Here is a 23,118-nt window from a genome sequence, read left to right as displayed (position 1 = left end):
AAATGACAGTCACTGCACTATTAGCAGCTTTATCTTACTTTATTTGTTATGGTGGTAACTGGTTGCTTGGTCAATGTATGATTGAAAGACCAATCGTTGTTGGAGCGGTCACAGGTTTGCTTTTAGGAGATTTACCAACAGGCTTGATTATGGGAGCATCATTGGAAGCTATTTTTATGGGCTCTGTTAATATTGGTGGACAGATTTCTGCTGAACCCGCAGCTGCAACAGTTTTTGCAGTCACATTTGCAACAATGCAAACAGTTGATGCCAATGCAGCTTTAGCAATTGCTGTTCCAATTGGAATTTTATCAGCCTTTGTTTCTATGTTTATTAATAATATTGCTTTTAACTGGTTTGTTCCTTTTATTGATAAGTATGCAGAGGATAATAATGATCGTGCGATTACTTTTATTAATTTTGGAGCATGGCTTTTAAGATTTACAATTTTCTCAGTTTTAATGTTTATTGGCGTTTATTTAGGACAGGGGCCAGTTCAAGCGTTTGTCAATAGTATTCCAGCAGTTGTGATGAATGGTTTAACAGTTGCAGGTAAATTTATGCCTGCTGTTGGATTTGCTATTTTAATGAAGATGTTATGGAGTAAAGAATTAGCAATTTATTATTTCTTAGGATTTATCTTGGTGACTTATATGGAATTACCATTGGTTGCAGTTTCAGCAATTGGAATCATTATTGTTTTGGCAGTTTCATCAAGAGATTTACAATTCATTAAAATGCAGCAAAATGCAGCAGTTGGACAAATTGCTGAAGACAATACAGATGATGTGGAGGATTTCTTATCATGAAAAATAAAGATGCATTAACAAAAGAAGATAAGAAGATGCTAAATAGTATCTTTCTAAGATCATTTACTATTTTTGCAGGACGTTCTGGTGGACAGGTACGTCAGCATGCTGCTGGATTTATCTATTGTTTATTACCAGCTTTCAATCGTTACTATAAAAATGATCCTGAAGGGCGTCGCAAAGCGATGGTCAGACATACGATGTTTTATAACATTACTCAAAATTTAGGGACTTTTGCAATGGGGCTAGTTGCTGCAATGGAAAAGGAAAATAGTGAAGATCCAAACTTTGATGCGCATTCTATTGTTGCGATTAAAACAGCTTTAATGGGTCCTATGTCAGGCATTGGTGATTCTATATTCTGGGGTGTTTTAAGAGTCATTGCTGCTGGTATTGGAATTAATCTGTCTTTACAAGGTTCAATATTAGGACCAATCTTATTTTTATTGGTTTATAATGTTCCTTCAATTATCTGTCGTTATTATATGACTTATGCTGGTTATACAGTTGGTTCTAAATTTATTTCTGAGATCAATCGTAGTGGCTTGATGAGTGTTCTAACCAAAGGGGCAAGTATCTTAGGTTTGATTATGATTGGTGGGATGACTGCTTCAACTGTTACTTTTACATCCGTTTTAAGTTTCCCAGTGAGTGGTAGTGATCCGATTCTTTTGCAAACGTATTTAGATTCTATTTTTAAAGGTTTGGTTCCATTGTCATTAACACTAGGTTGTTTATTCTTATTAAAGAAAAGAGTGAATATCAATATCATTATGTTTGGTGTTATGGGACTTGCAATTGTCTTGGCACTGTTTGGAATTGTATAGAAGGAGGATCAATTATGCTTGTTTCAATGAAAGAAATGTTACATCATGCTGATAAGAACAATTATGCTATTATGGCTATTAATTGTTGTAATATGGAATGTGCAAAAGCGATTATTGGTGCTGCTGAAACAGAGTGTTCACCAGTCATTATCAATATTTCTCCACGTCAATGGAAATCACATGCATCATTAGATGCAACTGTACCTATGATTCAAAGTATGGCTCAAAAGGCTTATGTTCCTATTGCTTTAAATTTAGATCATGGTCAAGAATATAACGATGTGGTAGATGCAATTCAACACGGTTTTACCAATATAATGTTTGATGGTTCCGCTTTGCCTTATCAGGAGAACTTAGAAAGAACTGCATTGATCAGTGATTTGGCTCATGCTTCAGGTTGTTCAATTGAAGCAGAATTAGGACATGTGGGTCAAGCTTCAGCTGGTGATGGAGTGAGTGATGATTTTTATACTCATGTTGATCAGGCTGTCGAATTTGTCAAACAGACACATGTCGATGCTTTGGCAGTTGCAATTGGAACTGCCCATGGGCAGTATTCGCAAGGGTATGTTCCGCATTTAGATTTTCAAAGATTAAAAGAACTCAAAGCAGCATTGCAGATGCCACTTGTTTTACATGGGGGTTCTGGAGTAGGTCAAAAAAATATTCAAAAAGCTGTTGCATTAGGGATTAATAAGATTAATGTTTGTACCGATGTCTTTGCAGTCGGAAGGGATCGGATGAAGACTTCCCTTGAAGAGAATCCTCATATTGATTTGATGGATTTATGTCATGAAGCAGAAATGGCTATGAAAGAATATATTTGTTCATATATGCAAATGATTGGGTCGAGTCAGCGTTATTGTTATTGTATGTCAGTAAAGAAAGAATTTGATTAAGGAGGCTTGTTATGAATTATAAAGAGAATCAGTTGACTCAAGAAAGAATCTCGGTTTTAGGTGTTGGAACATGGTCAATGGGTGGAACGAATAAATTTGGTTTATCTTATGGCCATGTTGAAAATCAAGAATCAATAAAAGCCATTCATACTCTCATTAAAAATGGTGTGAATTTGATTGATACAGCGCCTGTTTATGGGGCTGATAGTGCTTCTGAAAAAGTTGTTGGAATAGCCTTGCAGGGTGGTTATCGTGAAAAGGTAAAGATTGTCACAAAGTTTGGAAATGTGAATGATCCACAAACTGGTAAGCGTGTTATTGATAATAGTTATGATACAATTATGAAAGAGTGTGAAGAGTCATTACAACGATTACAAACTGATTACATTGATTATTATTTGATGCATTATCCTGATCCAAACATCCCAATTGAAGAAACAATGAGAGCTTTAAATGAATTAAAATTAGCTGGTAAAATTCTTCATATTGGATTAAGTAATCCGACGCAAGAACTTATTTTAGAAGCTGAACAATATAGTCAAATAGAAGCTATTCAGTTGCCTTATTCAATGGTCAATAGAGAACAAGAGGAACTTTTCAAATGGTGTCATAATAGAGGATATTTTACAATGTCTTATGGCTCATTGGGGGCTGGTATTTTATCGGGTGCTTATCGTGAATTACCACATTTTGATGAGTTGGATATTCGTTATACATTTTATCCTTTCTTTAAAGATCCTATGTTTTCTCGCATTCAATGTCTTTTAAAAGAGATGGATAAAATTGCTCAAATTCATCATGTTCCGGTTTCTCATATTGCATTAAATTGGGTGACTCAAAAAGATTTTATTTCTACATCTTTAGTTGGTGTTGCAAATCAAGATCAGGCTCAAGAAAACAGTCAGGCTTTTGCTTTTTCTTTAACAGATGAAGAAATGTTATTCTTAGATCAGGCTATAGAGAAATATTTATAGATGTTTGTTATTTTGGCAAAAGCATGTGGCTATCTGGGTATCATTTTGGTAAGTTATGTCCTGAAAAGAAAAGGAATTGTGAATCAGCAGGCATATTCTATCTTTTCATCCCTTATGCTGAAATTGACTCTACCCTGTGCTATTATTATGAATATGAATAATCAACATATCGATTTTTCTTTATTGTTTATTATTCTCTTAGGTCTTTCTTATAATGCTGTGTCATTAATGATTGGATATTGGAGTGGCAAAAAGAATCAGCAAAGCCTCATGCAGATGATAAATGTATCTGGTTATAATATTGGTTGTTTTGCTATGCCTTTTGTCAGTGGTTTCTTTGATACAAAAGGTTTCATTGTGACAAGCTTATTTGACATTGGCAATTCAATCATGTGTTTAGGTGTAAATTATGGAATTGCATCAGCAATTAAGAATAAGCATCAACACTTTGCTCTTCAATCAATGTTTATAAAGGTGTTTCATTCTATTCCTGTTTGGACATATTTTATCATGTTGATATTAAGTTTTGTGTCTATCAAACTTCCATCCTTTTTTCTTCCCTTCTTAGAAACGATAGGCAATTCAAATCCTTTTATCGCAATGGCTGTTATAGGCTTTTCGTTACAGTTAATATTCAAGAAAGAATATCTTGTAGCCATTTTTAGAATAGTCAGTTTACGTTTATTCATTTCTATTTGTTTAGCCATCTTTACATATCTTTTACCAATTGACAATTCATTAAAGAGTCCTTTAATTATTCTCTGTTTTTCGCCCATTGGAGCAGCAGCTGTGGTCTTTACAGAGTTATTAGGTCTTGATTATGAAAAAGCAGCATGCATCAATTCTATCTATGTTATTATTTCAATCATTATGATGTGTTTATGTATAGAGTTTGTTTGAAAAATTCCATTTTGATAAAATGGTTTTTTTCTATGATAAACTTATATTTTATATATGCTTACAGTTTTATTCATTTTATATCAGATTTATAAATGAGATTATATTGGAAATATATGTAAAATATTATATAATAAAGGAGAAATATCTCTTAGGAATTAGGTAGCGATTCGCTATCATTAGGTTTAGGTATCTAAAAAAAACTAGCAAGCTAGTTTTGTTAATACATAATTAGAAACTATGAAGAGGGGTGCCTACTCAAAAATAGGTTTATTATTCATTTGTTTCATAACTGTCAATGTATTGTCTTTTTTTACAGAAAAGAATGAATAGATTTGAAATATAAACATGGAAATATTAGAGGCAATTGAGGGAGTATATCTTTGTTATATTGCATTGAATATATATAACTCGTCCCTCGTTAATATATTCAATATAAATTTTTTTCATTTTATATTTGACGTATAAAATGAAAATATTTATATAGATTATCTTCAAGTTTAGCTAAGAGATATTTTTAATAATGAATAGTTGATTGGAGATGATGGTATGGAAGATTTAGGAAATGAGTTTATCAAGAAATTACCTGTGATTTTAGACATATATCATTTATCCAATTTAGTGGGAATAAAATATAATCTTTTAAAAGATATTCTTAGCAATAAAGATAAGTATTATCATACTTTTTATATTTCAAAGAAAATGGGTGGAAAAAGAAAAATTGAAGCTCCTAATGAAGTGTTGGCTTTATTACAAAAATATATTAAAAATGAGATTTTAGATAATATATTAGTGAGTGAGTATGCTTTTGGATTTGTGAAAGAAAAGAATATTTTGTTAAATGCAAAAAGACATCTCAATCAAGAGATGATTTTAAATATTGATTTAGAAAATTTTTTTCCGACAATTAAAGAAAAAAGAGTATTTTACATTTTTTATAAATTATGTAAATATGATTATCATATCTCTAAAGTCTTAACAAATTTAGTAACATTACAAGGTAGGTTACCTCAAGGTGCTTGTACAAGTCCTGTTATTTCAAATATTGCAGCATACAAATTAGATAAACGATTATCTACATATGCTAAAAAGTTAAATTTAATATATACGAGATATGCTGATGATATTACATTCTCTGGCTCAAAGAAAATTATCAATAATTTTTTCCTTAAAAATATACAAAATATAATTAAAGAATGTGGGTTTGTAATTAATGATAAAAAAACACGATTCTGTTCTCAATATGGAAGACAAGAAGTGACAGGATTAATAATTAATGATAACTATATACACATTAATAAAAAATATATTAGAGAGATTCGACAGGAATTATACTATATCAATAAATTTGGAATTAGTAATCATAGGAACAATAAAGATTTTTCTAATATGTACTATAGAGAACATTTATTAGGAAAAATACTTTTTGTAAAAAGCATTCATCAAGATATTGGGTTAAGTTTTTTTAATCAATTTCAAAATATAGATTGGGAGAAATAGATATGATTTTAAAAAGAGAAATTAATGAAATTGTTAAAAAAAATTTAAGGTCTAAAACAAAAAGTTCTCTTCGAAGAAATAGTTTTACGAAAGAAACCTTATATACCAACTATGAAAATTTTGTTTTGAATGCAGATGAACTTGAAGAGCAACGATTATTACTTAAAGTTATAAAAGAAACAAAAAATTATACAAAAGAGCAGTCAAGAGAATTTTGTAATACTACCTTCTGGAAAGATAAGCAAAATAATCATCTCCTATCTTAGTGATATCTTATTTGTGAAAAGAACTGATAGACTTGATGCGAATACAAATAAAATAGTTAGTTATATAATAGATGATGGAAATCTTTTTAAAACAATAAATATAAATTGTGAATTTGATAATAATTTAAAAAATAATAATTATGAAAATAAAACAGTATATTATTTTGATGATTTTTGTGGTAGTGGAGAACAATTAATAAAAACTTTGCGTAAATTGGAAGGTTCCTTGATAAATTGTAAAATCAAAATAGTTATATTTTCATGGCTTCATATGGGTTATCAAAATTTAATAAGATTTTTAAAAAATGAATTCAAAACAACACATAATAATGAAATAATTTTATTAGAAGATAATATAATAATATTAGAAAGTTTTGCAGATAAATTTACTTATGAAGAATGGGAAAAAATATTAACTATCTGTAAGATGTGTACGATTAAAGGGTGTCAACAGGGATATGGAAATAGTCAAGCTATGATAACATTTGATTATCTATCTCCAAACAATAATTTACCTTTAATATGGACTCATAAAATAGATTATTTAGACAAAAGCAATCAACTCTGGTATCCATTTTCTAGTAGAAAAAATAATAAGTTTTATCTCTATGGTGAGATTTTGACCATACTCAAGAAAAAAAGTAAAGTAGATGTATTTCGTAAAAAAATTAATGATTATTTTCATATTAAATTGACATATAATCAATTTAGACTAATATTGTTTTGTATGAATTTTAGATGTCTGTTATTGGATGATCTTGTATCTATATTAGGTTATGATAATAAGAATCAACTAATAGAAGATATTGAAATAGTAAATCAAACTAATATTATAGATTTAAGTCATAAACCATTTAAATTTAATAGTAATGAAATATTTCACGAGTTTAAAAAAGTACATGAAAATTTGTTTGGAGAACTCTTTAACTTAAAGAAAAAGAAAAATACATTGTCAGGTCGAAGAAATAGAAATTGAATGTTTTTGATATGTCATTTTGTTTTTTCTATTTATAAGTCATATAATTTTTATTAAAAACTTATCGCTTATGAAGATTATCATAAAAAACAGAAAACTATATCTTTTGTACAAAGATGTGGTTTCTGTTTTTATTATATTCATTGAAAAATGATTTATTAGTCATCTAAACATTCATAAAATGATTTTAAATGTTCACAAGATTGATTAAACTCTTTGAATTCTTCATCAGTCATATCTAATTCTACAATTTCTTTAGCACCAGTTCTATCTATGATTGTTGGAACACTGATATAAAGATCATCATGCCCATATTCACCTTGCAATAAAGTAGAAACAGGCAGTATTCTGTTTTCATTATGCAGGATTGTTTTGACAATACCAACTGTGCTGGATGCAATACCATAACATGTATTACCCTTACGATTAAATATTTCCCAACCTGCTTTGATAGTCTCGGCTTTCATCTCATCATAAGGGTCTTTTCCAATACGTGCTTCATTATCCCTGACAACACTGTAAATATCCTTGCCACCAATATGCACAGTTGACCAAGGAATCATTTCGCTATCCCCATGTTCACCAATGACGAGGGCATGGACACTGCGAGGATCAACATCAATTTTTTGAGCAATAAAATATTTTAAACGCGCTGTATCTAAAGTTGTTCCTGAACCAATAACTTGTCTAGCTGGTAAACCTGAAATTTTATATGCATAATAAGTCATCACATCGACAGGATTAGAGACAACTATTAAATGTCCATCAAAACCACTTTTCATAATCTCAGTTACGATTGTTTTCATTACTTTTTTTGTTGGTTCTAACATTTTTAAACGGTCATTCCCAGCATTATGAACAGGAACGCTCGCTGTAATAATTACAATACTTGCATCATGACAATCATCATAAGTTCCAACCTTAACTGCTGTATTGCGATTCATGTATTCCATGCTTTGAGATAAGTCTAAAACTTCTCCAAAAGCTTTTTCTTGATTTAAATCAATTAATGCGATTTCATCACAAAGTCCTTGATTGATTAAACAAAAAGCTGTACTCACTCCAACATTTCCAGCTCCAATAATAACGACTTTACTTTTTTGTATATTCATATGATTCTCCTTTTTAACAGATGACATTATTATATCATTTCAAAATATTTTGAGCCACTTTAACAATAAAAATACATCACTTTTAAGAGTGATGTACAAATATGTATATTTTTTATATTTAATAGCATTTTTTGCAAGCTGTAAATCCACGATTTTGTGCTTCACTTAATGAGACTTGTCTTGGATTTTTCATGTTACTGCAATTGGCATTTGAATGATACTTTTTCCCAGTTTTAGGAATGTAAACCATGGCACTATTTGTATGATTGCTTTGACTTGAAGATGGTGTTGATGAATTGTTGTTTGATTGTGAAGCTGGACGCTGACTTGCTGTTTTTGCGGTGTTCTTCTTTGCCTGTTCGCTTTTCTTTTTTTCATCAGCCTTTTTTTGTTCTTCGGCTTTCTTTTGCTCTTCAGCTTTCTTTGCATCCTCTTGTTTTTTAATTTCTTCAGCCTGTTTTTTCTCAATTTCTTCTTTTTCCTTGACTTTAGCCATTGCTAATGCTTGTTGATTGACAACTTGAATAGTTACTGAATTACTCTTAACATCATCTTTTTTATATTGCAGTGTTACAAGACCTTCTTTTTCTAACGATTTTAAGATTAATTTCCCATCTTTAATCTCTTCTATTTTGATAATATCTGTATCACTACATTGAAAATCATCTTCAGACAAAAGTCCATCGTCAGGGTGAACAGTCAATGTCACTTGTTGACTTTGGTGGATATCCATTGTGATATTCTCTTCGTTAATAATAATTTCATCTGCCATTGGTTTACCAAATACAATCCCTATGATTATAAGAACTATAAACCCAACTCCCATATACTTTAAAATTTTTAAAACTTTTCCCTTCATGTTTAATCCTCCCTTAAAATGCTATATACATTTTATCTTGTTTTTTGTAGAAAATGTATAATATCAAGAAATTACTTCATTAAAGTTAATATTCATGTCATAATAGTAGAGGATAATAACTCAATGTTGAAAAGTGGGAGGAAAATTATGAAACGTATTCAAATTAATCATAATATAGTTGATCAGGATATTTTAAAAGAGATCAAGAGATATATGGTTGCACCTTGGCAACAATACATGTTGTCAATAACAGGACTTGTTGCTATTGTAGCATCTATTTTTAATTTTATGAACAATCAGTATCCAATGGGAATCTTATTGATTGTATTGTGTGTTGTGTGTTTTCTTGAAATTTTTTGGTTAAATAAAAAGAAATATAAAGATATTTTAAATACAATGAAAAAGGAAACTGAAAAAGAAGAAAATATTTATACAATGATTTTTGGTAATGATGCATTGACTATTCGTAACTGTGACATGGTAACTGATAACAAAATGCCATATGAGAATATGAAAAAAATTGTAGAAACGGAAAATACATATACTTTCTTTGGAAAAAAGAATCAATTTGCCATTATTAGAAAAGATTCTTTAAAGATAAAACCGAGTGAATTATTTGAATTCTTAAAAACAAAGGAAACAAAAATTTCAAAATGGCCAAATGCATAAGAAAGAACATCTATTGGATAATTTCCATAGATGTTCTTTTATTCTATAATAGGATAGTGATATTCATCTAAAAGTTCATTCATTTTCATAAGATTATAATGATGATTAATCCCAAAGATAATTAAAGCATCACGTTTGATTTTAGGATAGAGGTTTTGATTTGATGAAAGAGTTAAAAGAACATTAGTATCATGAAGATCAATTGATAATGCAAATGCACATTGTAACACTTTATCTTTACTAGGAACGCGGGTACCATTCATAATTTGATATCCATAAGTTCTTTCTAGATTGGTTTTTTTGATAAATTCTGATTTCGATACATGATGTGTATCTAATAACATTTGTAGATAATTCGTAAATGAGATTTCAGGAATCTTTTGGAGTAATTCTTGAAAAGGGATGTCTTGATTTTGATTAAGTATATCTAATAATTCAATTGTTGTCATGTTATCACCTGAATTTATGATATACTAGAAAAGTAAGAAATGCAAGGGGAGAAAAAGAGTGAGTATTGAATTGTATAAAGAGGTCAGGGTGTTAAAAGAGAGCTCTGATAAAAAGATATATCTTGTTCAAAGTGAAATAGATTCATTATTTTATATTAAAAGAATATTAAGTCATTATGATATACAAGTTTATCAAAAGTTGAAAGATTTGGCACTGGAACATATTCCACATATCATAGAAATTCATGAAATGAATAATCAATGTTTTATTGTTGAGGAATATATGAATTATCCAACATTGGATAATTATATTATTAATCATGAGATTAACCAGAGTGAAGCATTTCGAATTATTTCTCAATTATGTGATACACTTCAAGTTTTACATCAAAATAAAATTGTTCATCGAGATATTAAACCAGAGAATATATTTTATGATGGTCATAATACATATCTTTTTGATTTTGATATCTCTAGAATTCATCAAAAGAATCAAGTGAAAGATACAAGGTTGTTAGGAAGTTATGGTTATGCTGCTCCTGAACAATTTGGTTTTGCACAATCAGATGCTCGCACTGATATTTATGCTTTAGGAATCTTATGGAATGTCATGTTAACAGGAAAGTTCCCGCAAGTTCAGATGTTTCAAGGAATAGAAACTGATGTTATTCAAAAGGCAATCCAAATTGATCCGCTTCAAAGATATCAATCAGTGCAAGACATGAAGAAAGATTTTGTTGTAAAGCCATATCATTCATGGGCAATTCCAGGTTTTAGAGGAAGAAAGATAAGTACCAAGTTGACAGCGACTGCTTTATATATATTTCTTTTGGCAGTTATAGCATGTTCAAAGTTTGAAAACATTAAACCATGGAGTTTTATGGATATTTTTAATAAGATATTAATTCTTGGCTTATTTATGATTATTATAGTATTTTCTGGAAACTATAAAAACATATGGGAAGATTGTGTTTTACAAAAGTCTGAATATTGGTTATTAAGAATCTTTGGCAGAGTTTTGTGTAGCGTTCTCATTGTCTTTGCCTGGATATTATTTATGAGTTTAATAGTTGCGATTTTTAAGTTAGGATAAGCCTAACTTTTTTTGTGTGCATAGAGCACACCACCTTAAAATAAGATTATGTCATAATATGTCTAGGAGGGAAAATGATGAGAGGGAAAAATAAATTTTTATTCATATCTTTTTTGTTAGGATTTGCTTATTCACTATATTTGCTCTTATATTTTACAGGTGCTATTGGATCAAGTGAAGGTGCAAATCAAGCGGGAGCTGCTCTTGCAACTGCGATTGTCATGCCTCATATGGTTTTAACTGTTTTGGCAACTATTTTTAATGGATTAGGGTGTTTCTTAGAGAAGAGAGGTTTTGCATTAACAGGAGCAATTCTTTATGCAGTAGCTATGGTATTAATGCCAATCTATTTTATGTTTGTTGTTTTACAAATGATTTTATCATTTATTGGTTTTGCAAAATTAAAGAAGGGTAATGAATAGTATGAAGAAAATATTAACATTGTTTTTAGCAGTTTGTTGTGTGGGTGGTTTATGGGCTTGTTCTTCTGATGAGAAGAAAGAAGAAGTGAAAAAAGATTATAAAGTCAATGAAACAGCAGTTTATGAAGATGTTGAATATACGGTGACAAAGGTAGAAAAGAGTCAAGGGAAAAAATATAATAAACCTGCGGAAGGCAAAGAATTTGTAATTGTAACAGTTAAAATTGAAAATAAGAGTGATGAAAAAGTAGATTATAATTCACTTTATTTCAAGGTTGTCAATAGTGAAGGGCAAGAAGATTCAGTGAGTTTTTCTACAATTGATTCAGACACTTCATTAGGTAGTGGTGACTTGGTTGCTGGTGGCTCTAAAGAGGGAACTCTTGTCTTTGAACAAAAGAAAGATGATAAATTGAAATTAAATATTTATGCGAATATTATTTCTAGTGAACCAACGATTACAGTTATATTATAAGATAAAAACAGCTTGAGTTAAAATTCAAGTTGTTTTTATTTAGAATAAATTGAATGAATTTGTAATTTAGTAGTGAATTCACAAAAACGTGACTTATAGTCCGTTGCCTTATAATCAACAAAAAAGTAATCTTATATTAGGTGATGAATATGGAAGATATAAAATTGGCATTTGGTTTAAGAGTAAAAGAATTAAGGCTTGAAAAAGGGTTGAGTCAGGAGAAACTTGCTAATATTGCAGGAGTGGATAGAACTTATATGACACAAGTAGAAAATGGCAAAAGAAATCTGACAATAATAAAAATAAAACAGATTTGTAAGGGGTTAGATGTGAGTTTGTCAGATTTCTTTAATAGTGATTATTTTATAGAAGAGGTATGAAAATATGGGATATCTAGATTTATATAGAGAAGAACTTGATAATGAAGAAACGCAATATTTTATTTTTGATACTTCAGGAGTAGAGGGGGATATGGGAGACATAGATTATAAGGAATATAGATGGGAAACTAATAGGTATAATAAGGTAAAAGAGGGCGATTTATTTATATATAGAAGACAATCTAAGGTTTCTGAAATTAAAGGACAATTTTATTTTTTTGGAACAGGAAAAGTTGGGGAAATTGGAAAAGAAGAAGAATTTAAAGTTTGTGCAAAAATAGTGAAAGCTTATCCTTTCCAAAATATTCTATTGAAAGATGATCTTAATAATTATACCTGGCACTTTAAACATAGGGGAAAAAATTGGGAACATTTTTTTAATCAGTATGGAATGAATAAGATTTTTAAAGATGATTTTCTTAATCTTTTAAAATTGCAAGATGGTTCATCTGAAAGAAAAGATATTGCATTAGAAGTTGAATTATATCAAAATATTTTAAAAGGAGATTATTTTGTAGATGATAAAAAAGGAATGGTAAATACAAGAGGGGCAGCGCAGAAGGTTTTTTCTGATCAAGTGAAAAAATGTTATGGTTTTAGGTGTGCAATAACTGGAATTACGACACGAGAATTTCTCGTTGCTTCACATATCATCCCTTGGTCTGATAGTAAATCAGATAGATTAAATCCTCGAAATGGAATATGTCTTTCTTCGTTGATTGATAAAGCATTTGATAAAGGCTATGTAACATTTTCAGATGATTATAAATTAATCTTATCTAAAAAGATTGAGTGTGATAGAGAATTGTATAATACTTTAATAAAGTATGAAGGTAAAAAGTTAAGTGTAAAAAAGAAGTACGCACCAGAAAAACGATGTTTAAAGTGGCATCGTGAGCATGTGTTTAAAGGGTAATGTAAAGACTAGTTTCTTCTTATTAAATAATATAATTTGTATGTGTTTTAGAGATGGAATATTAAGGAGATACTCATGAAAAATAAAAACGATGTACTAGAAAACTGCTTAATGAATATCATATCCGCAGCAAAAAATCTTATAGATAATGAAAATGATAGGCAATATCTACTCGAAAATAGTGGAATGGAACGAAGTATTGAATTTATTTTTGCTTATTATATAAAATTATTGTTAAATTCTAAAAATATTGATGTTGATTGTGAATATAATAAAAACTTTAATAATCCAAAAATAATAGGAATAGAATGTGATAATTGTTTTTCAGAAAAAATATGCGAATATAAAAAGGTTCAAAAAAGATTAAAAAAGAATAAAAAAATAATACCAGATATTTTAATACATAAGAGACAAAGTATAGACCATGATTTAATTGTTATAGAACTTAAACATCATAAAAGATTGTACTCTATTGGACATCCTACATTTGAAAATGATTTTAAGAAATTAAGCTATTTAACTTGCTCTTATTCAATTTATAGATATCAATTAGGATTAGAAGTTGTATTTACAAGAGATAATGTCTATTTTTTAATATTCAAAGATGGTAAAATGTTGTTTGATAGATTTATAAGCATAGAGGAAATGGAAATAATTATGAAAGAGGGATGGAAGTTTGGAGACTGTTAATGTAGTAGCGGCAATTATAAAACATCAAAATAAAATATTGATTGCACAAAGAGGATATGGTGAATTTAAAGGGATGTATGAGTTTCCTGGTGGAAAGATAGAAAAAGGTGAAACACAAAGTCATGCTTTAAAAAGGGAATTAAAAGAAGAAATGAATGCTGATATTGAGGTTGAATCTTTCTTTTATCATGTTCATTATCAATATGATCATTTTATTCTTGAAATGGATTGTTATTTGTGTCATTTAAATAATAATCATATTGATTTATTAGAACATACAGATTATATGTGGATAAGTTTGGATGAAAATAATATACCATGGGTACCAGCTGATGTTGAGGTGTTTGATGAATTGAGAAAGAGGGGAATATAGTTATGGATAACATATCTGATTCAGTATATACAAGTTTGGTTGATAAAAACCATATTTCTCAAAAAGATTTGAGATTGAAACTTTTATATAATGATTATCAGAACAATATGAAGTTATCATATGAACTTGAATATTTACTAGCTAATTGTGAATCGTTTTATTTTTCTGTTGCTTTTATAAGTGAGTCTGGACTTGCAACGCTTAAAGAAAAACTTTTCTTATTACAGAAAAGAGGTGTCAAAGGAAAAATTATTACTTCAACATATTTAGGATTTAATTCACCAAAAGTATTTAAAGAATTATTAAAGTTTAAAAATATTGAAGTAAGAATATTTGATGAAGAAGCTGGTTTTCATCCAAAAGGATATATATTTAAAAATAGTGATTTATATAAAATCATCATTGGAAGCTCTAATTTAACACAAAATGCCTTATCAACAAATCAAGAATGGAATTTATATTTAACATCAAATCAAAATGGTGAGATTGTTGAACAGATTAAAAATGAATTTGAATATCAATGGAAAGAATCAAAAGAATTAAATGGATTATGGATTGAAGAATATGAGAGCTATTATGTTGAACCTGTAAAAACAAAACACATTACAAAAATGTATGATATTAAACCTAATTACATGCAAAAGGAAGCTTTATCATCATTAAATGCTTTGAGAAAAGAGGGAAAACAAAAATCTTTGTTAATTTCAGCAACTGGAACTGGTAAAACATATTTAGCTGCATTTGATGTAAAAGCCTATCATCCAAAGAAAATGTTATTCGTAGTTCATAGAAAAAGTATTGCTTTAAAAGCAATGGAAACTTTTCAGTCACTTATAAAAAATAAGAGTATGGGCATGTTTTCTGGAAATCAACGCGATTTAGATAAAGACTATATTTTCTCAACAATTCAAACAATCCATAAACCAGAATATAGAGAATTATTTGACCAAAATGAATTTGAATATATAATCATAGACGAAGTTCATAAAGCAGGTGCTCATTCATATCAAGAATTAATTGATTATTTTAAACCAAAATTTCTTCTAGGAATGTCTGCGACACCAGAAAGAAGTGATGATTTTGATATCTATAAAATGTTTGATTATAATATAGCTTTCGAAATTCGTCTTCAGGAAGCAATGGAATATGATTTGCTATGTCCTTTTCATTATTATGGTATTACTGACCTTGTTATTGACGATCAAATTATTAACGATAAGACTGAATTTAATTTACTTGTTTCTGATTTACGAGTAGATTATATCATTGAAAAAATAGATGATTATGGGTTTTCTGGTAAGAAAGTTCATGGATTGATATTTTGTAGTAGAAAACAAGAAGCTGTTGAATTATCTAAAATATTCAATGAACGTGGATATAAAACAATTGCATTAACTGGTGATGATAGTGAATTAAAGCGTCAAGATGCAATGGATAGATTGGAATCTGATAATGAAGATGGCTTAGATTACATATTTACTGTAGATATTTTTAATGAGGGAATTGATATTCCAAAAGTAAATCAGGTAGTTATGTTAAGACCAACTGAATCTGCAATTATATTTGTCCAACAATTGGGACGAGGACTAAGGAAACATGAAGATAAGGAATATGTTGTTGTTATTGATTTTATAGGAAATTATGAAAAAAACTTTTTAATTCCTATAGCATTAAGTGGAAGCTTGAATTATAACAAGGATAATTTGCGTCGATTTGTTGAAGAAGGTTCATTGATTATTCCTGGTGCATCTACTATTCAATTTGATGAAATATCTAAAAAGAAGATTTATGAATCAATTGATTCAGCTAATTTTAATCATATTAAGATTATTAAAGAAAGTTATTTTGAACTGAAAGGTAAACTAGGAAGAATACCTCACTTATCTGATTTTTCAAAATATAATGCGATAGATGTACAAAGAATTTTTCAAAATAATCGTTTAGGTTCGTATCATGAATTTCTTAAAAAATATGATAAAGATTATAAAATCAAATTGAATTCTTTAGAAGAAAAATATCTTCGATTTATAAGTATGAAATTAAGTTCAGGTAAAAGAGTACAAGAATTAGAAGCTATTAAGCTTGCTATTGAGAAACGTACTCACTTATTAGAATATTTAAAAGAAAGAATGAAGATAGAGTATGGAGTAGATATGACAAGTATTAGTATTGAGACCATTAGAAATATTCTTCAACAAAATTTTACGACTGGTTCTGCTAAAGAGACATTTCAAGATGCTGTCATTATTGATAATGATTTTAAAATTTCTCAAACGTTTTCAAAATTGCTTCAAAATCCAGATTTTAAAAGTCAAGTTATCGAAATTATTGATTATGCAATTGATTTATATAAGTCTGAATATAGCAATAAATATGCGAATACTGATCTATGTCTTTATAAAAAATATACATATGAAGATATATGTAGATTACTTAATTGGGATAAGGGCATGGTTGCTTTAAATATAGGTGGTTATTATTATGATAAACGCACTAATACGTTACCTGTATTTATAAATTATGATAAAGAAGAACATATATCTGAGACAATTAAGTATGAGGATCATTTTATAAATCCAAAAATAATAGTTGCTATGTCAAAAAATAATCGTCGTATCAACGATAAATCTATGGAAATGTTTACGAAAGCTGCCAAAAGAAAAACGCAGATACATTTGTTTGTCAGAAAAAATAAAGAAGATAAAGGATCAAAGGAATTTTATTACTTGGGATTAATTCGTATTATTAATATTGAGCAAGAATATATGACGAGTAAACCAATTTGCAAAATTACTTATCAACTAGATAAGGCAGTTAAAAGGGATATATATGATTTTATTGTTAATTAAATAGCAATCAAAGTTTGATTGCTAAATAGAATTTATCTACATAATTATTTTGTATTGCAATTTCAAGTTCATTTTTATATTTGGGATCAGTTATTGTATTCAGTAATAATTGATTCCTTTCTTTTAATCTTTTTATAATTTCTTCTTTAGGAATATTGTTAGATTTGGAAGAATTACTTGATTTACTAGTGAATACAAGATTCCATATATCGTCACTATACATAAATGACCATGGAATAACATGATCTAAGGAAATGTTATTTTCTTGTAAACTTTCCCCTGTATAGAAATCAATTGGATTATAATTGCAGCTTTCTAATAATAATTTTTTGTATTTTGATAAGTTATTTCTTTTTAATGTGTTTGAAGATATTCCTTTAACTTTAGATGCAATGCGAGGCGCATTATTATACCTTTCTAGTAGTTGAGCCCATTTGTAGTTAAGAAGTTGAGATAAAATAAAATGATATTCTTGTATATGCATTATTTGTTGTTTGTTAAACACGATATATAAATTTTCTTTGTCTAAATGGTAGATATTTAGAGTCTTTTTGTTAACATTCATAAATCTCCATGAAACATCATCTTTAAGCTTTCTAGCAGATTTGTTTATTATTCGATAGTAAAAATCATTGTTTTGTTTTAAAATGGCTTCTGCTTTATCAAACCATATAGGAACAGAAGAGTCTGTAAGAAATTTATATTGATTTATGAGTAATTCCACTTGTTGGACTAGGACAGGTGGCTTTTTTGAGTTTGCACTTTGCTTTAAATCGAAGAAAAAGATTTGATTCCAATAATATTTTATCATTTTATAAGCTATCATTTCAAATTTAATGAGATTGTTTTCTTCAACTATTTTTAATGACATGGCGATTTCAATAATAGCTCTACCCCATGCTAATTTATAAGTATTGTCATTATTCATGTTTTCTATTATTTCCAGCCAGTCTTGAATATATTTATTCATCAGTATACTCCACTTGTTCTAAAAAGATTCGATTGTTAAATTTTCCATTTTTTAAAGCCTTTTTCTCTTTAATTTCTAGAACATCTTGTAATGAAATTTGAGAAAAATTTAATAAAGCCTCAATAACTTCTAAAATATCTGCAAGTTCATTTTTTAATTCGACATTATTTTGGGATGTATTGACTTCTTTAGATTCTTCAATTAATTTTAGTTTTAAATATTTTAAATAGTCATCATCGTTTAAAATTTGAATTTTTGCTGTTTTATGATCCTTAGAAATAATTACAGGAATATTATCGCGTACTAATTTATTATATATATGTTTCATTGTGCTCACCTCTTCATAAATTTTAGCATAAATGAGATTAAATTAGTATTGTAATTGATTTTGAGATATTTAATTTTAAATATTTTCCAAAAAACTTTAATTTTATAAAAATATTTGTTTATATAAGTATGTATAAAAACAGAGTATATAATAGTCCAGAATTGTAAAAGTTAAATGAATATATAATGTATATACTATCTTGTTTTGTAGAACTCATAAACATGATTTAAAAACTGATATAATAAATTTGTATTTATTGGATTGAAGGCATATAAGATAATGAAAAATAAAAATAGTTTTAAAGATATGATGGATTTTATAAAATAGGATTTAAATAATTATAAAGTATAATTTAGGATTGTGACATCAATTTCTCTATTTCTATTTAATCAAATAGATAAATTATTAATACAGGGATATTCAAAGTATCATAAATGATGAATATGTTATTATCAGTATTTAGTATTAAAATGCCATTTTTATCATATGGTTATAAAACAAAAATAAAATATGGACTATTATTTGGATAATACTAGTTATTTTTAATACTACATTATATTATATTTGGAGTTTAAAATCATTGTTTGCTAGTATTAGAAAAATCATGAAAATGAGATATTTTAAAGAGTAAAAAATTTTGGGAGAAATTAGAAAAGAGAATTAAGTAGTATATAGAGAAGAGAAAGTGCTTTTAATTATTATTCTAAGGTAATAAAGAAGAATGCTAATGTATTCTTATTAATCAAAAACTGCTTTTATTAGTTATTTAATCTATAGTCATTTAAATAAAACTATTAAGGAATGGATATATATATAGAAATAGGGATTGTCTATACCATTGAAATAATGAAGATAGTTGATTTATACTATGCTTTATCTCTATAATTGATAACAATCTATAATCAGAGGAAACCACCAGTTGTTATAAAATTAACTGATGTTAATGTCAGGGAATTGTTATAGTGATTGCTATATATGAGACTTTTTATTTAAAAAAAATATAAGATAAAAAAATAAGGTGCATATGATTAGCACCTTTTTCATATAGATGATAGAATAGAAATGTAAAAAAAATAGGAGGAATAAAAATATGAAATTGTACAAATGTATGCATTGTGGAAATGTAGTTGAAAAAGTATTAGATAAAGGAGTACCAGTTGTTTGTTGTGGTGAACCGATGGTAGAATTAGTTGCCAATACAACAGATGCAGCAACTGAAAAACATGTTCCTGTATTATCAATTGAAGGAGATGTTTTAACAGTTAAAGTTGGAGAAGTGGCTCATCCAATGACAGAAGAACATTTGATCACTGCAATCTTTGCAGTGGTTGGGAATAAAGTTTTACGTGCTGATTTAACAGCTGATGATGAACCAGTTGCAACTTTTGCATTAGGTGGTTATAAAGGAACTGTTGAAGTTTATGAATATTGTAATTTACATGGATTATGGAAAGCAGAAATTGAAGCTTAATTCATAAATTAAGGGGCAGATACAAATCTGTCCTTTTTATATGCAATAAAAAATTTATAAGTATTGTTATAGTATTCATTTCTTTTGCAGGTTTTCATTTTAAATAAAATATTCCCCATCATGTAAAATTTAAGTAACAGGTATTTTGTTATATTCTCTAATGGTTTTAAGAATAATGTCATGTATTTATTATATTTATGTTTCATGATTATCTTCTTTTGATTTAAATTATTATGATAATTTCTACAATAGTATCCTTTATTTTATAAAAATACTCTGAAGACTTTTATTAATAATAAGTTGATTTCAATATTTTTATAGCAATTCTTGTAATATGATATGAGTATAGAAAGGTGGTAAGAATAGTTTTTATAAGAATACTGAACATTATTTAAATGCCTGTTATGAGGTACTTATGAATTTTCAAGATAAAAAAATTCAAAAATCTCTTCAAAGTATTCAAAAAGAACTACTGCAAGTTGAACAAAAACTTTTATGGAAAGATTATTGCGGATGCTTTTAATTAAAGTTATGACAGGAAATACTGATGAAAAAGAATTTGATAAGAAAATCTATAATTTGTTATAAAAGACTATTTCTAGTCTGAAAGAACTCAAAAAGATGGAGAAAACTAAGAATTAGAAATATCTGTTTTAGAAATAAAATCTCATAATCATATATTTAATGATGAAAAGTTAAGAATTCTTGATGGTGCTGGTTATGATATATGGAAAGATATGCATTATCTGCTAGATATGTATTATGATAATGAACCAGAAGATTTTGAAGCAATTTTAGCAAATCAAGGTATGGATTTTGAAGAATTTTGTGATGATGAAGAATTTGATATAGATGTATTCAATGAAATGATTTTAGAAGATTATTATGTTATAAGAATTGCCTATGAAAATAATTTTGAAGATGATTTTGATGAATACTAACTATCATGAAAAGAAACCCATTATTTAAAATAGTGGGTTTTAGTCTTACTGTTCTTCCATAAAATCAATAATTTCATATTTAGATGGAGAGTTATCTAAATGATGAAAAGGAATATTTTGATAGAATTGTGATATATGATGATGATAGCGATCAAAGAGAGTTAAGAGATAGCCAAGATAAAGTTGTGGATCATGAGGCTCTTTTTTTATATTCTGCTGATAGAAATAATCACATTGTGTTTCTTGTCCTAATTGTTCATAACATTCTGCTTCAATGCTTAAAATTAAACTTAATATATGATGATTATTAGAGAAATTAATCATTTCTTTTATATCTGAAATAATAGTAAGAAGTTCTTTCGTCTGATGGATATGATTTAAATCCTCATCTACTTCAATTAGCCAGTCCTCAAATAGATATTGAGCTTTTTCATTATTAAAAATATCTTGATAATCATGATAATGAAATGTTTGGATATGATTTTTGATATGTAACCAGAAACTTTGATGACAGTATAAAAGTGTTTCATGAGAACTCATGTTAATAGCGTGAAATGTATCTGTTAATTTTGTTGTTAAATCAATGTGTGGAATGTTTTGATTATTGTTTATAAGGCTATAAAGCTGATTTTTGTAGTCTTGGATATATGAATCCTTTTCGTTATTATTATGGAGTACCATTTCATAATAAACATCATTTATTTTTTCTAATGCTTGTTTATTGGCACCTAAAGCATAGTAAATCTCCGCAACGTATTCTGGATTGTGTGTTAGAATCTGTTGCTTAATGGTTAGAAATGTTTGTTCTTTATTCAGTTTTTTCATAGTTATATTCTCCTTCATGCAATAAAGATATTCGCAAAGGCCTTTGTTAATTCTATTATATAAAGCGCTTACATAAATCTCAAGGATATAGCCAGTATTTGTTTGATTTGCAAGGATAATGTCTAATATTTATAGTCACAATTTATAAAATAATGTCAAGAATTGCGAAGTATGTCTAACCTTGTCTGGATTTCTATTGCATATGAATAGTCAGATAATATGAAACATGATAATATAAAGAAAAGAATATCTCTATTATGAATGGGAAGAATTTGATTTAAGTATAAAATATGATGTAGTTTATATTAGTCATACTGAAAAGGAGAAACATATGAAAAGTTTAAAAGCAATGATTACAGGTCTTTTTTTAGTAGGGTGTACATCTTCTGTTACATATGAAACAATTTCAGCAAAAGATGCTAAAGAAATGATGGGAACACAAGATGTTGTTATTTTGGATGTAAGAGAAGAAAGCGAATATCAGCAAGGTCATATCAGAGAGGCTCAATTAATACCTTTATCACAGATTCAAGAAAACAATCAGGAACTTCCTGATAAAGATCAAACTGTATTGGTTTATTGTCGAAGTGGGAATCGTAGTGCAAAAGCAGCACAAAAATTAGTTAAACTAGGCTATACACATGTATATGATTTTGGTGGAATTAACGATTGGCCATATGAAATAGAAAAATAAGAATAAAAATGTAATAAATACCCATAATGAAATGGGAGATGATAAAAATGCATTTTTATAAAAACAAAAATGATAACTTTTTTCTACAATTTGATGAAGAAGTTCAGGATAGTGAAGAATTACTTCATGTTCTTGTAGAAAAACATGAAGGCGATGAAACAAAACACCAACCAATTATCACAAAAGAAAAACAACAAGTGAAAGTAAAAGTTGGTGATGTCATGCATCCAATGACACAAGAACATCATATCTCTATGATTTTCTTAAAAACCAAACAAGGTGGACAATACAAAATGTTGTCATATTTAGATACACCTATTGTTACATTTGAACTGTCAGAAGATGATGAAGCATTAGAAGTCTATGGATATTGTAATCTTCATGGTTTATGGAAAGAAGTTGCTTAGAACATACTTTTACTTGTATGTTCTTTTTAATATGTTAAAATATGGAA

Annotated in this window: 27 protein-coding genes; 21 read left to right on the top strand and 6 right to left on the bottom strand. The window is 28.2% G+C overall.

Going from position 1 to position 23,118, the window contains the following annotated elements; genetic code table 11:
• Window positions 1–2: 2 nt before the first annotated feature.
• The 8 genes from GQF29_RS00635 to GQF29_RS00600 all read left to right on the top strand — a co-directional run bounded on the left by GQF29_RS00635 (window position 3) and on the right by GQF29_RS00600 (window position 7,148).
• The gene (locus tag GQF29_RS00635; protein WP_054325506.1) at window positions 3–809 is read left to right on the top strand and encodes a PTS mannose/fructose/sorbose/N-acetylgalactosamine transporter subunit IIC; all 807 of its coding nucleotides are present in this window, start codon (window positions 3–5) and stop codon (window positions 807–809) included.
• The gene (locus GQF29_RS00630; protein WP_054325507.1) at window positions 806–1,636 is read left to right on the top strand and encodes a PTS system mannose/fructose/sorbose family transporter subunit IID; all 831 of its coding nucleotides are present in this window, start codon (window positions 806–808) and stop codon (window positions 1,634–1,636) included. Before GQF29_RS00635 ends, GQF29_RS00630 begins: the two co-directional genes overlap by 4 nt.
• Window positions 1,637–1,650: 14 nt before the next feature.
• Window positions 1,651–2,535 (top strand): class II fructose-bisphosphate aldolase, encoded by an 885-nt coding sequence (locus GQF29_RS00625; protein WP_054689024.1) that lies wholly within the window; start codon window positions 1,651–1,653, stop codon window positions 2,533–2,535.
• A gap of 11 nt (window positions 2,536–2,546) precedes the next feature.
• Window positions 2,547–3,509: an aldo/keto reductase gene (locus tag GQF29_RS00620; RefSeq protein WP_054325508.1), complete on the top strand. Its 963-nt coding sequence runs from the start codon at window positions 2,547–2,549 to the stop codon at window positions 3,507–3,509.
• Complete coding sequence (locus GQF29_RS00615; protein WP_054325509.1) at window positions 3,510–4,409, top strand: AEC family transporter; 900 nt, start codon at window positions 3,510–3,512, stop codon at window positions 4,407–4,409.
• 546 nt (window positions 4,410–4,955) lie between these two features.
• Window positions 4,956–5,906 carry a reverse transcriptase family protein gene (locus GQF29_RS00610; protein ID WP_160340676.1) on the top strand — a complete coding sequence of 317 codons (951 nt, stop codon included), beginning with the start codon at window positions 4,956–4,958 and terminating at the stop codon, window positions 5,904–5,906.
• Between the two features lie 2 nt (window positions 5,907–5,908).
• The gene (locus tag GQF29_RS00605) at window positions 5,909–6,172 is read left to right on the top strand and encodes a hypothetical protein (protein WP_160340675.1); all 264 of its coding nucleotides are present in this window, start codon (window positions 5,909–5,911) and stop codon (window positions 6,170–6,172) included.
• Between the two features lie 13 nt (window positions 6,173–6,185).
• Complete coding sequence (locus tag GQF29_RS00600) at window positions 6,186–7,148, top strand: phosphoribosyltransferase-like protein (RefSeq protein ID WP_054689014.1); 963 nt, start codon at window positions 6,186–6,188, stop codon at window positions 7,146–7,148.
• A 158-nt stretch (window positions 7,149–7,306) separates the two neighbouring features.
• On the opposite strand, the gene GQF29_RS00595 is transcribed toward GQF29_RS00600, so the two are convergent.
• Together GQF29_RS00595 and GQF29_RS00590 are read right to left on the bottom strand one after the other, a co-directional pair.
• Window positions 7,307–8,260: an L-lactate dehydrogenase gene (locus tag GQF29_RS00595; RefSeq protein ID WP_160340674.1), complete on the bottom strand. Its 954-nt coding sequence runs from the start codon at window positions 8,258–8,260 to the stop codon at window positions 7,307–7,309.
• 118 nt (window positions 8,261–8,378) lie between these two features.
• Window positions 8,379–9,119, bottom strand: a complete 741-nt coding sequence (locus GQF29_RS00590; protein ID WP_054689010.1) for an SET domain-containing protein-lysine N-methyltransferase — start codon at window positions 9,117–9,119, stop codon at window positions 8,379–8,381.
• 147 nt (window positions 9,120–9,266) lie between these two features.
• Here GQF29_RS00590 and GQF29_RS00585 point away from each other — a divergent pair, with 147 nt between their 5' ends.
• Window positions 9,267–9,788, top strand: a complete 522-nt coding sequence (locus GQF29_RS00585) for a YcxB family protein (RefSeq protein ID WP_054689007.1) — start codon at window positions 9,267–9,269, stop codon at window positions 9,786–9,788.
• 38 nt (window positions 9,789–9,826) lie between these two features.
• On the opposite strand, the gene GQF29_RS00580 is transcribed toward GQF29_RS00585, so the two are convergent.
• On the bottom strand, window positions 9,827–10,237 hold the full coding sequence (locus GQF29_RS00580) for a hypothetical protein (protein ID WP_054325356.1): 411 nt from the start codon (window positions 10,235–10,237) through the stop codon (window positions 9,827–9,829).
• A gap of 58 nt (window positions 10,238–10,295) precedes the next feature.
• On the opposite strand from GQF29_RS00580, the gene GQF29_RS00575 reads away from it, so the two are divergent.
• The 8 genes from GQF29_RS00575 to GQF29_RS00540 all read left to right on the top strand — a co-directional run bounded on the left by GQF29_RS00575 (window position 10,296) and on the right by GQF29_RS00540 (window position 17,435).
• Window positions 10,296–11,330 (top strand): protein kinase domain-containing protein, encoded by a 1,035-nt coding sequence (locus tag GQF29_RS00575; protein WP_054689005.1) that lies wholly within the window; start codon window positions 10,296–10,298, stop codon window positions 11,328–11,330.
• A 77-nt stretch (window positions 11,331–11,407) separates the two neighbouring features.
• Entirely contained in the window at window positions 11,408–11,752 is a 345-nt protein-coding gene (locus GQF29_RS00570; RefSeq protein ID WP_160340673.1) for a hypothetical protein, read from the top strand.
• Between the two features lies 1 nt (window position 11,753).
• Window positions 11,754–12,227: a DUF4352 domain-containing protein gene (locus GQF29_RS00565; protein WP_160340672.1), complete on the top strand. Its 474-nt coding sequence runs from the start codon at window positions 11,754–11,756 to the stop codon at window positions 12,225–12,227.
• 149 nt (window positions 12,228–12,376) lie between these two features.
• Complete coding sequence (locus tag GQF29_RS00560) at window positions 12,377–12,607, top strand: helix-turn-helix domain-containing protein (RefSeq protein ID WP_054325352.1); 231 nt, start codon at window positions 12,377–12,379, stop codon at window positions 12,605–12,607.
• A gap of 4 nt (window positions 12,608–12,611) precedes the next feature.
• Window positions 12,612–13,523, top strand: coding sequence for an HNH endonuclease (locus tag GQF29_RS00555; RefSeq protein ID WP_160340671.1), 912 nt, complete (start codon window positions 12,612–12,614; stop codon window positions 13,521–13,523).
• 75 nt (window positions 13,524–13,598) lie between these two features.
• Window positions 13,599–14,213 (top strand): hypothetical protein, encoded by a 615-nt coding sequence (locus GQF29_RS00550; RefSeq protein ID WP_054325351.1) that lies wholly within the window; start codon window positions 13,599–13,601, stop codon window positions 14,211–14,213.
• Entirely contained in the window at window positions 14,200–14,586 is a 387-nt protein-coding gene (locus GQF29_RS00545; protein ID WP_054325350.1) for a (deoxy)nucleoside triphosphate pyrophosphohydrolase, read from the top strand. Before GQF29_RS00550 ends, GQF29_RS00545 begins: the two co-directional genes overlap by 14 nt.
• Before the next feature lie 2 nt (window positions 14,587–14,588).
• Entirely contained in the window at window positions 14,589–17,435 is a 2,847-nt protein-coding gene (locus GQF29_RS00540) for a DEAD/DEAH box helicase (RefSeq protein WP_160340670.1), read from the top strand.
• 7 nt (window positions 17,436–17,442) lie between these two features.
• Here the strand turns inward: GQF29_RS00540 and GQF29_RS00535 are convergent, their stop codons facing one another.
• Window positions 17,443–18,405, bottom strand: coding sequence for an HNH endonuclease domain-containing protein (locus GQF29_RS00535; RefSeq protein WP_054325346.1), 963 nt, complete (start codon window positions 18,403–18,405; stop codon window positions 17,443–17,445).
• The gene (locus GQF29_RS00530) at window positions 18,398–18,733 is read right to left on the bottom strand and encodes a nucleoside triphosphate pyrophosphohydrolase (RefSeq protein WP_054688996.1); all 336 of its coding nucleotides are present in this window, start codon (window positions 18,731–18,733) and stop codon (window positions 18,398–18,400) included. The genes GQF29_RS00535 and GQF29_RS00530 overlap by 8 nt, the downstream gene beginning before the upstream one ends.
• Window positions 18,734–19,823: 1,090 nt before the next feature.
• Between GQF29_RS00530 and GQF29_RS00525 the strand changes: the two genes are divergently transcribed.
• Both GQF29_RS00525 and GQF29_RS00520 read left to right on the top strand, forming a co-directional pair.
• Window positions 19,824–20,204, top strand: a complete 381-nt coding sequence (locus GQF29_RS00525; RefSeq protein WP_054325344.1) for a desulfoferrodoxin family protein — start codon at window positions 19,824–19,826, stop codon at window positions 20,202–20,204.
• A 737-nt stretch (window positions 20,205–20,941) separates the two neighbouring features.
• Window positions 20,942–21,145, top strand: a complete 204-nt coding sequence (locus GQF29_RS00520) for a hypothetical protein (protein ID WP_054325343.1) — start codon at window positions 20,942–20,944, stop codon at window positions 21,143–21,145.
• A 45-nt stretch (window positions 21,146–21,190) separates the two neighbouring features.
• Here the strand turns inward: GQF29_RS00520 and GQF29_RS00515 are convergent, their stop codons facing one another.
• The gene (locus GQF29_RS00515) at window positions 21,191–21,970 is read right to left on the bottom strand and encodes a hypothetical protein (protein WP_008788778.1); all 780 of its coding nucleotides are present in this window, start codon (window positions 21,968–21,970) and stop codon (window positions 21,191–21,193) included.
• A gap of 331 nt (window positions 21,971–22,301) precedes the next feature.
• On the opposite strand from GQF29_RS00515, the gene GQF29_RS00510 reads away from it, so the two are divergent.
• Both GQF29_RS00510 and GQF29_RS00505 read left to right on the top strand, forming a co-directional pair.
• Window positions 22,302–22,664: a rhodanese-like domain-containing protein gene (locus tag GQF29_RS00510; protein ID WP_054325342.1), complete on the top strand. Its 363-nt coding sequence runs from the start codon at window positions 22,302–22,304 to the stop codon at window positions 22,662–22,664.
• A gap of 47 nt (window positions 22,665–22,711) precedes the next feature.
• Window positions 22,712–23,071, top strand: a complete 360-nt coding sequence (locus GQF29_RS00505; RefSeq protein ID WP_017144248.1) for a desulfoferrodoxin family protein — start codon at window positions 22,712–22,714, stop codon at window positions 23,069–23,071.
• Window positions 23,072–23,118 lie beyond the last annotated feature (47 nt).

The organism is Coprobacillus cateniformis (assembly GCF_009767585.1).
GTDB lineage: Bacteria > Bacillota_I > Bacilli_A > Erysipelotrichales > Coprobacillaceae > Coprobacillus > Coprobacillus cateniformis.
Note: the sequence above shows the minus strand (reverse complement) of the source record. Positions and strands in the feature narration are given on the sequence as shown.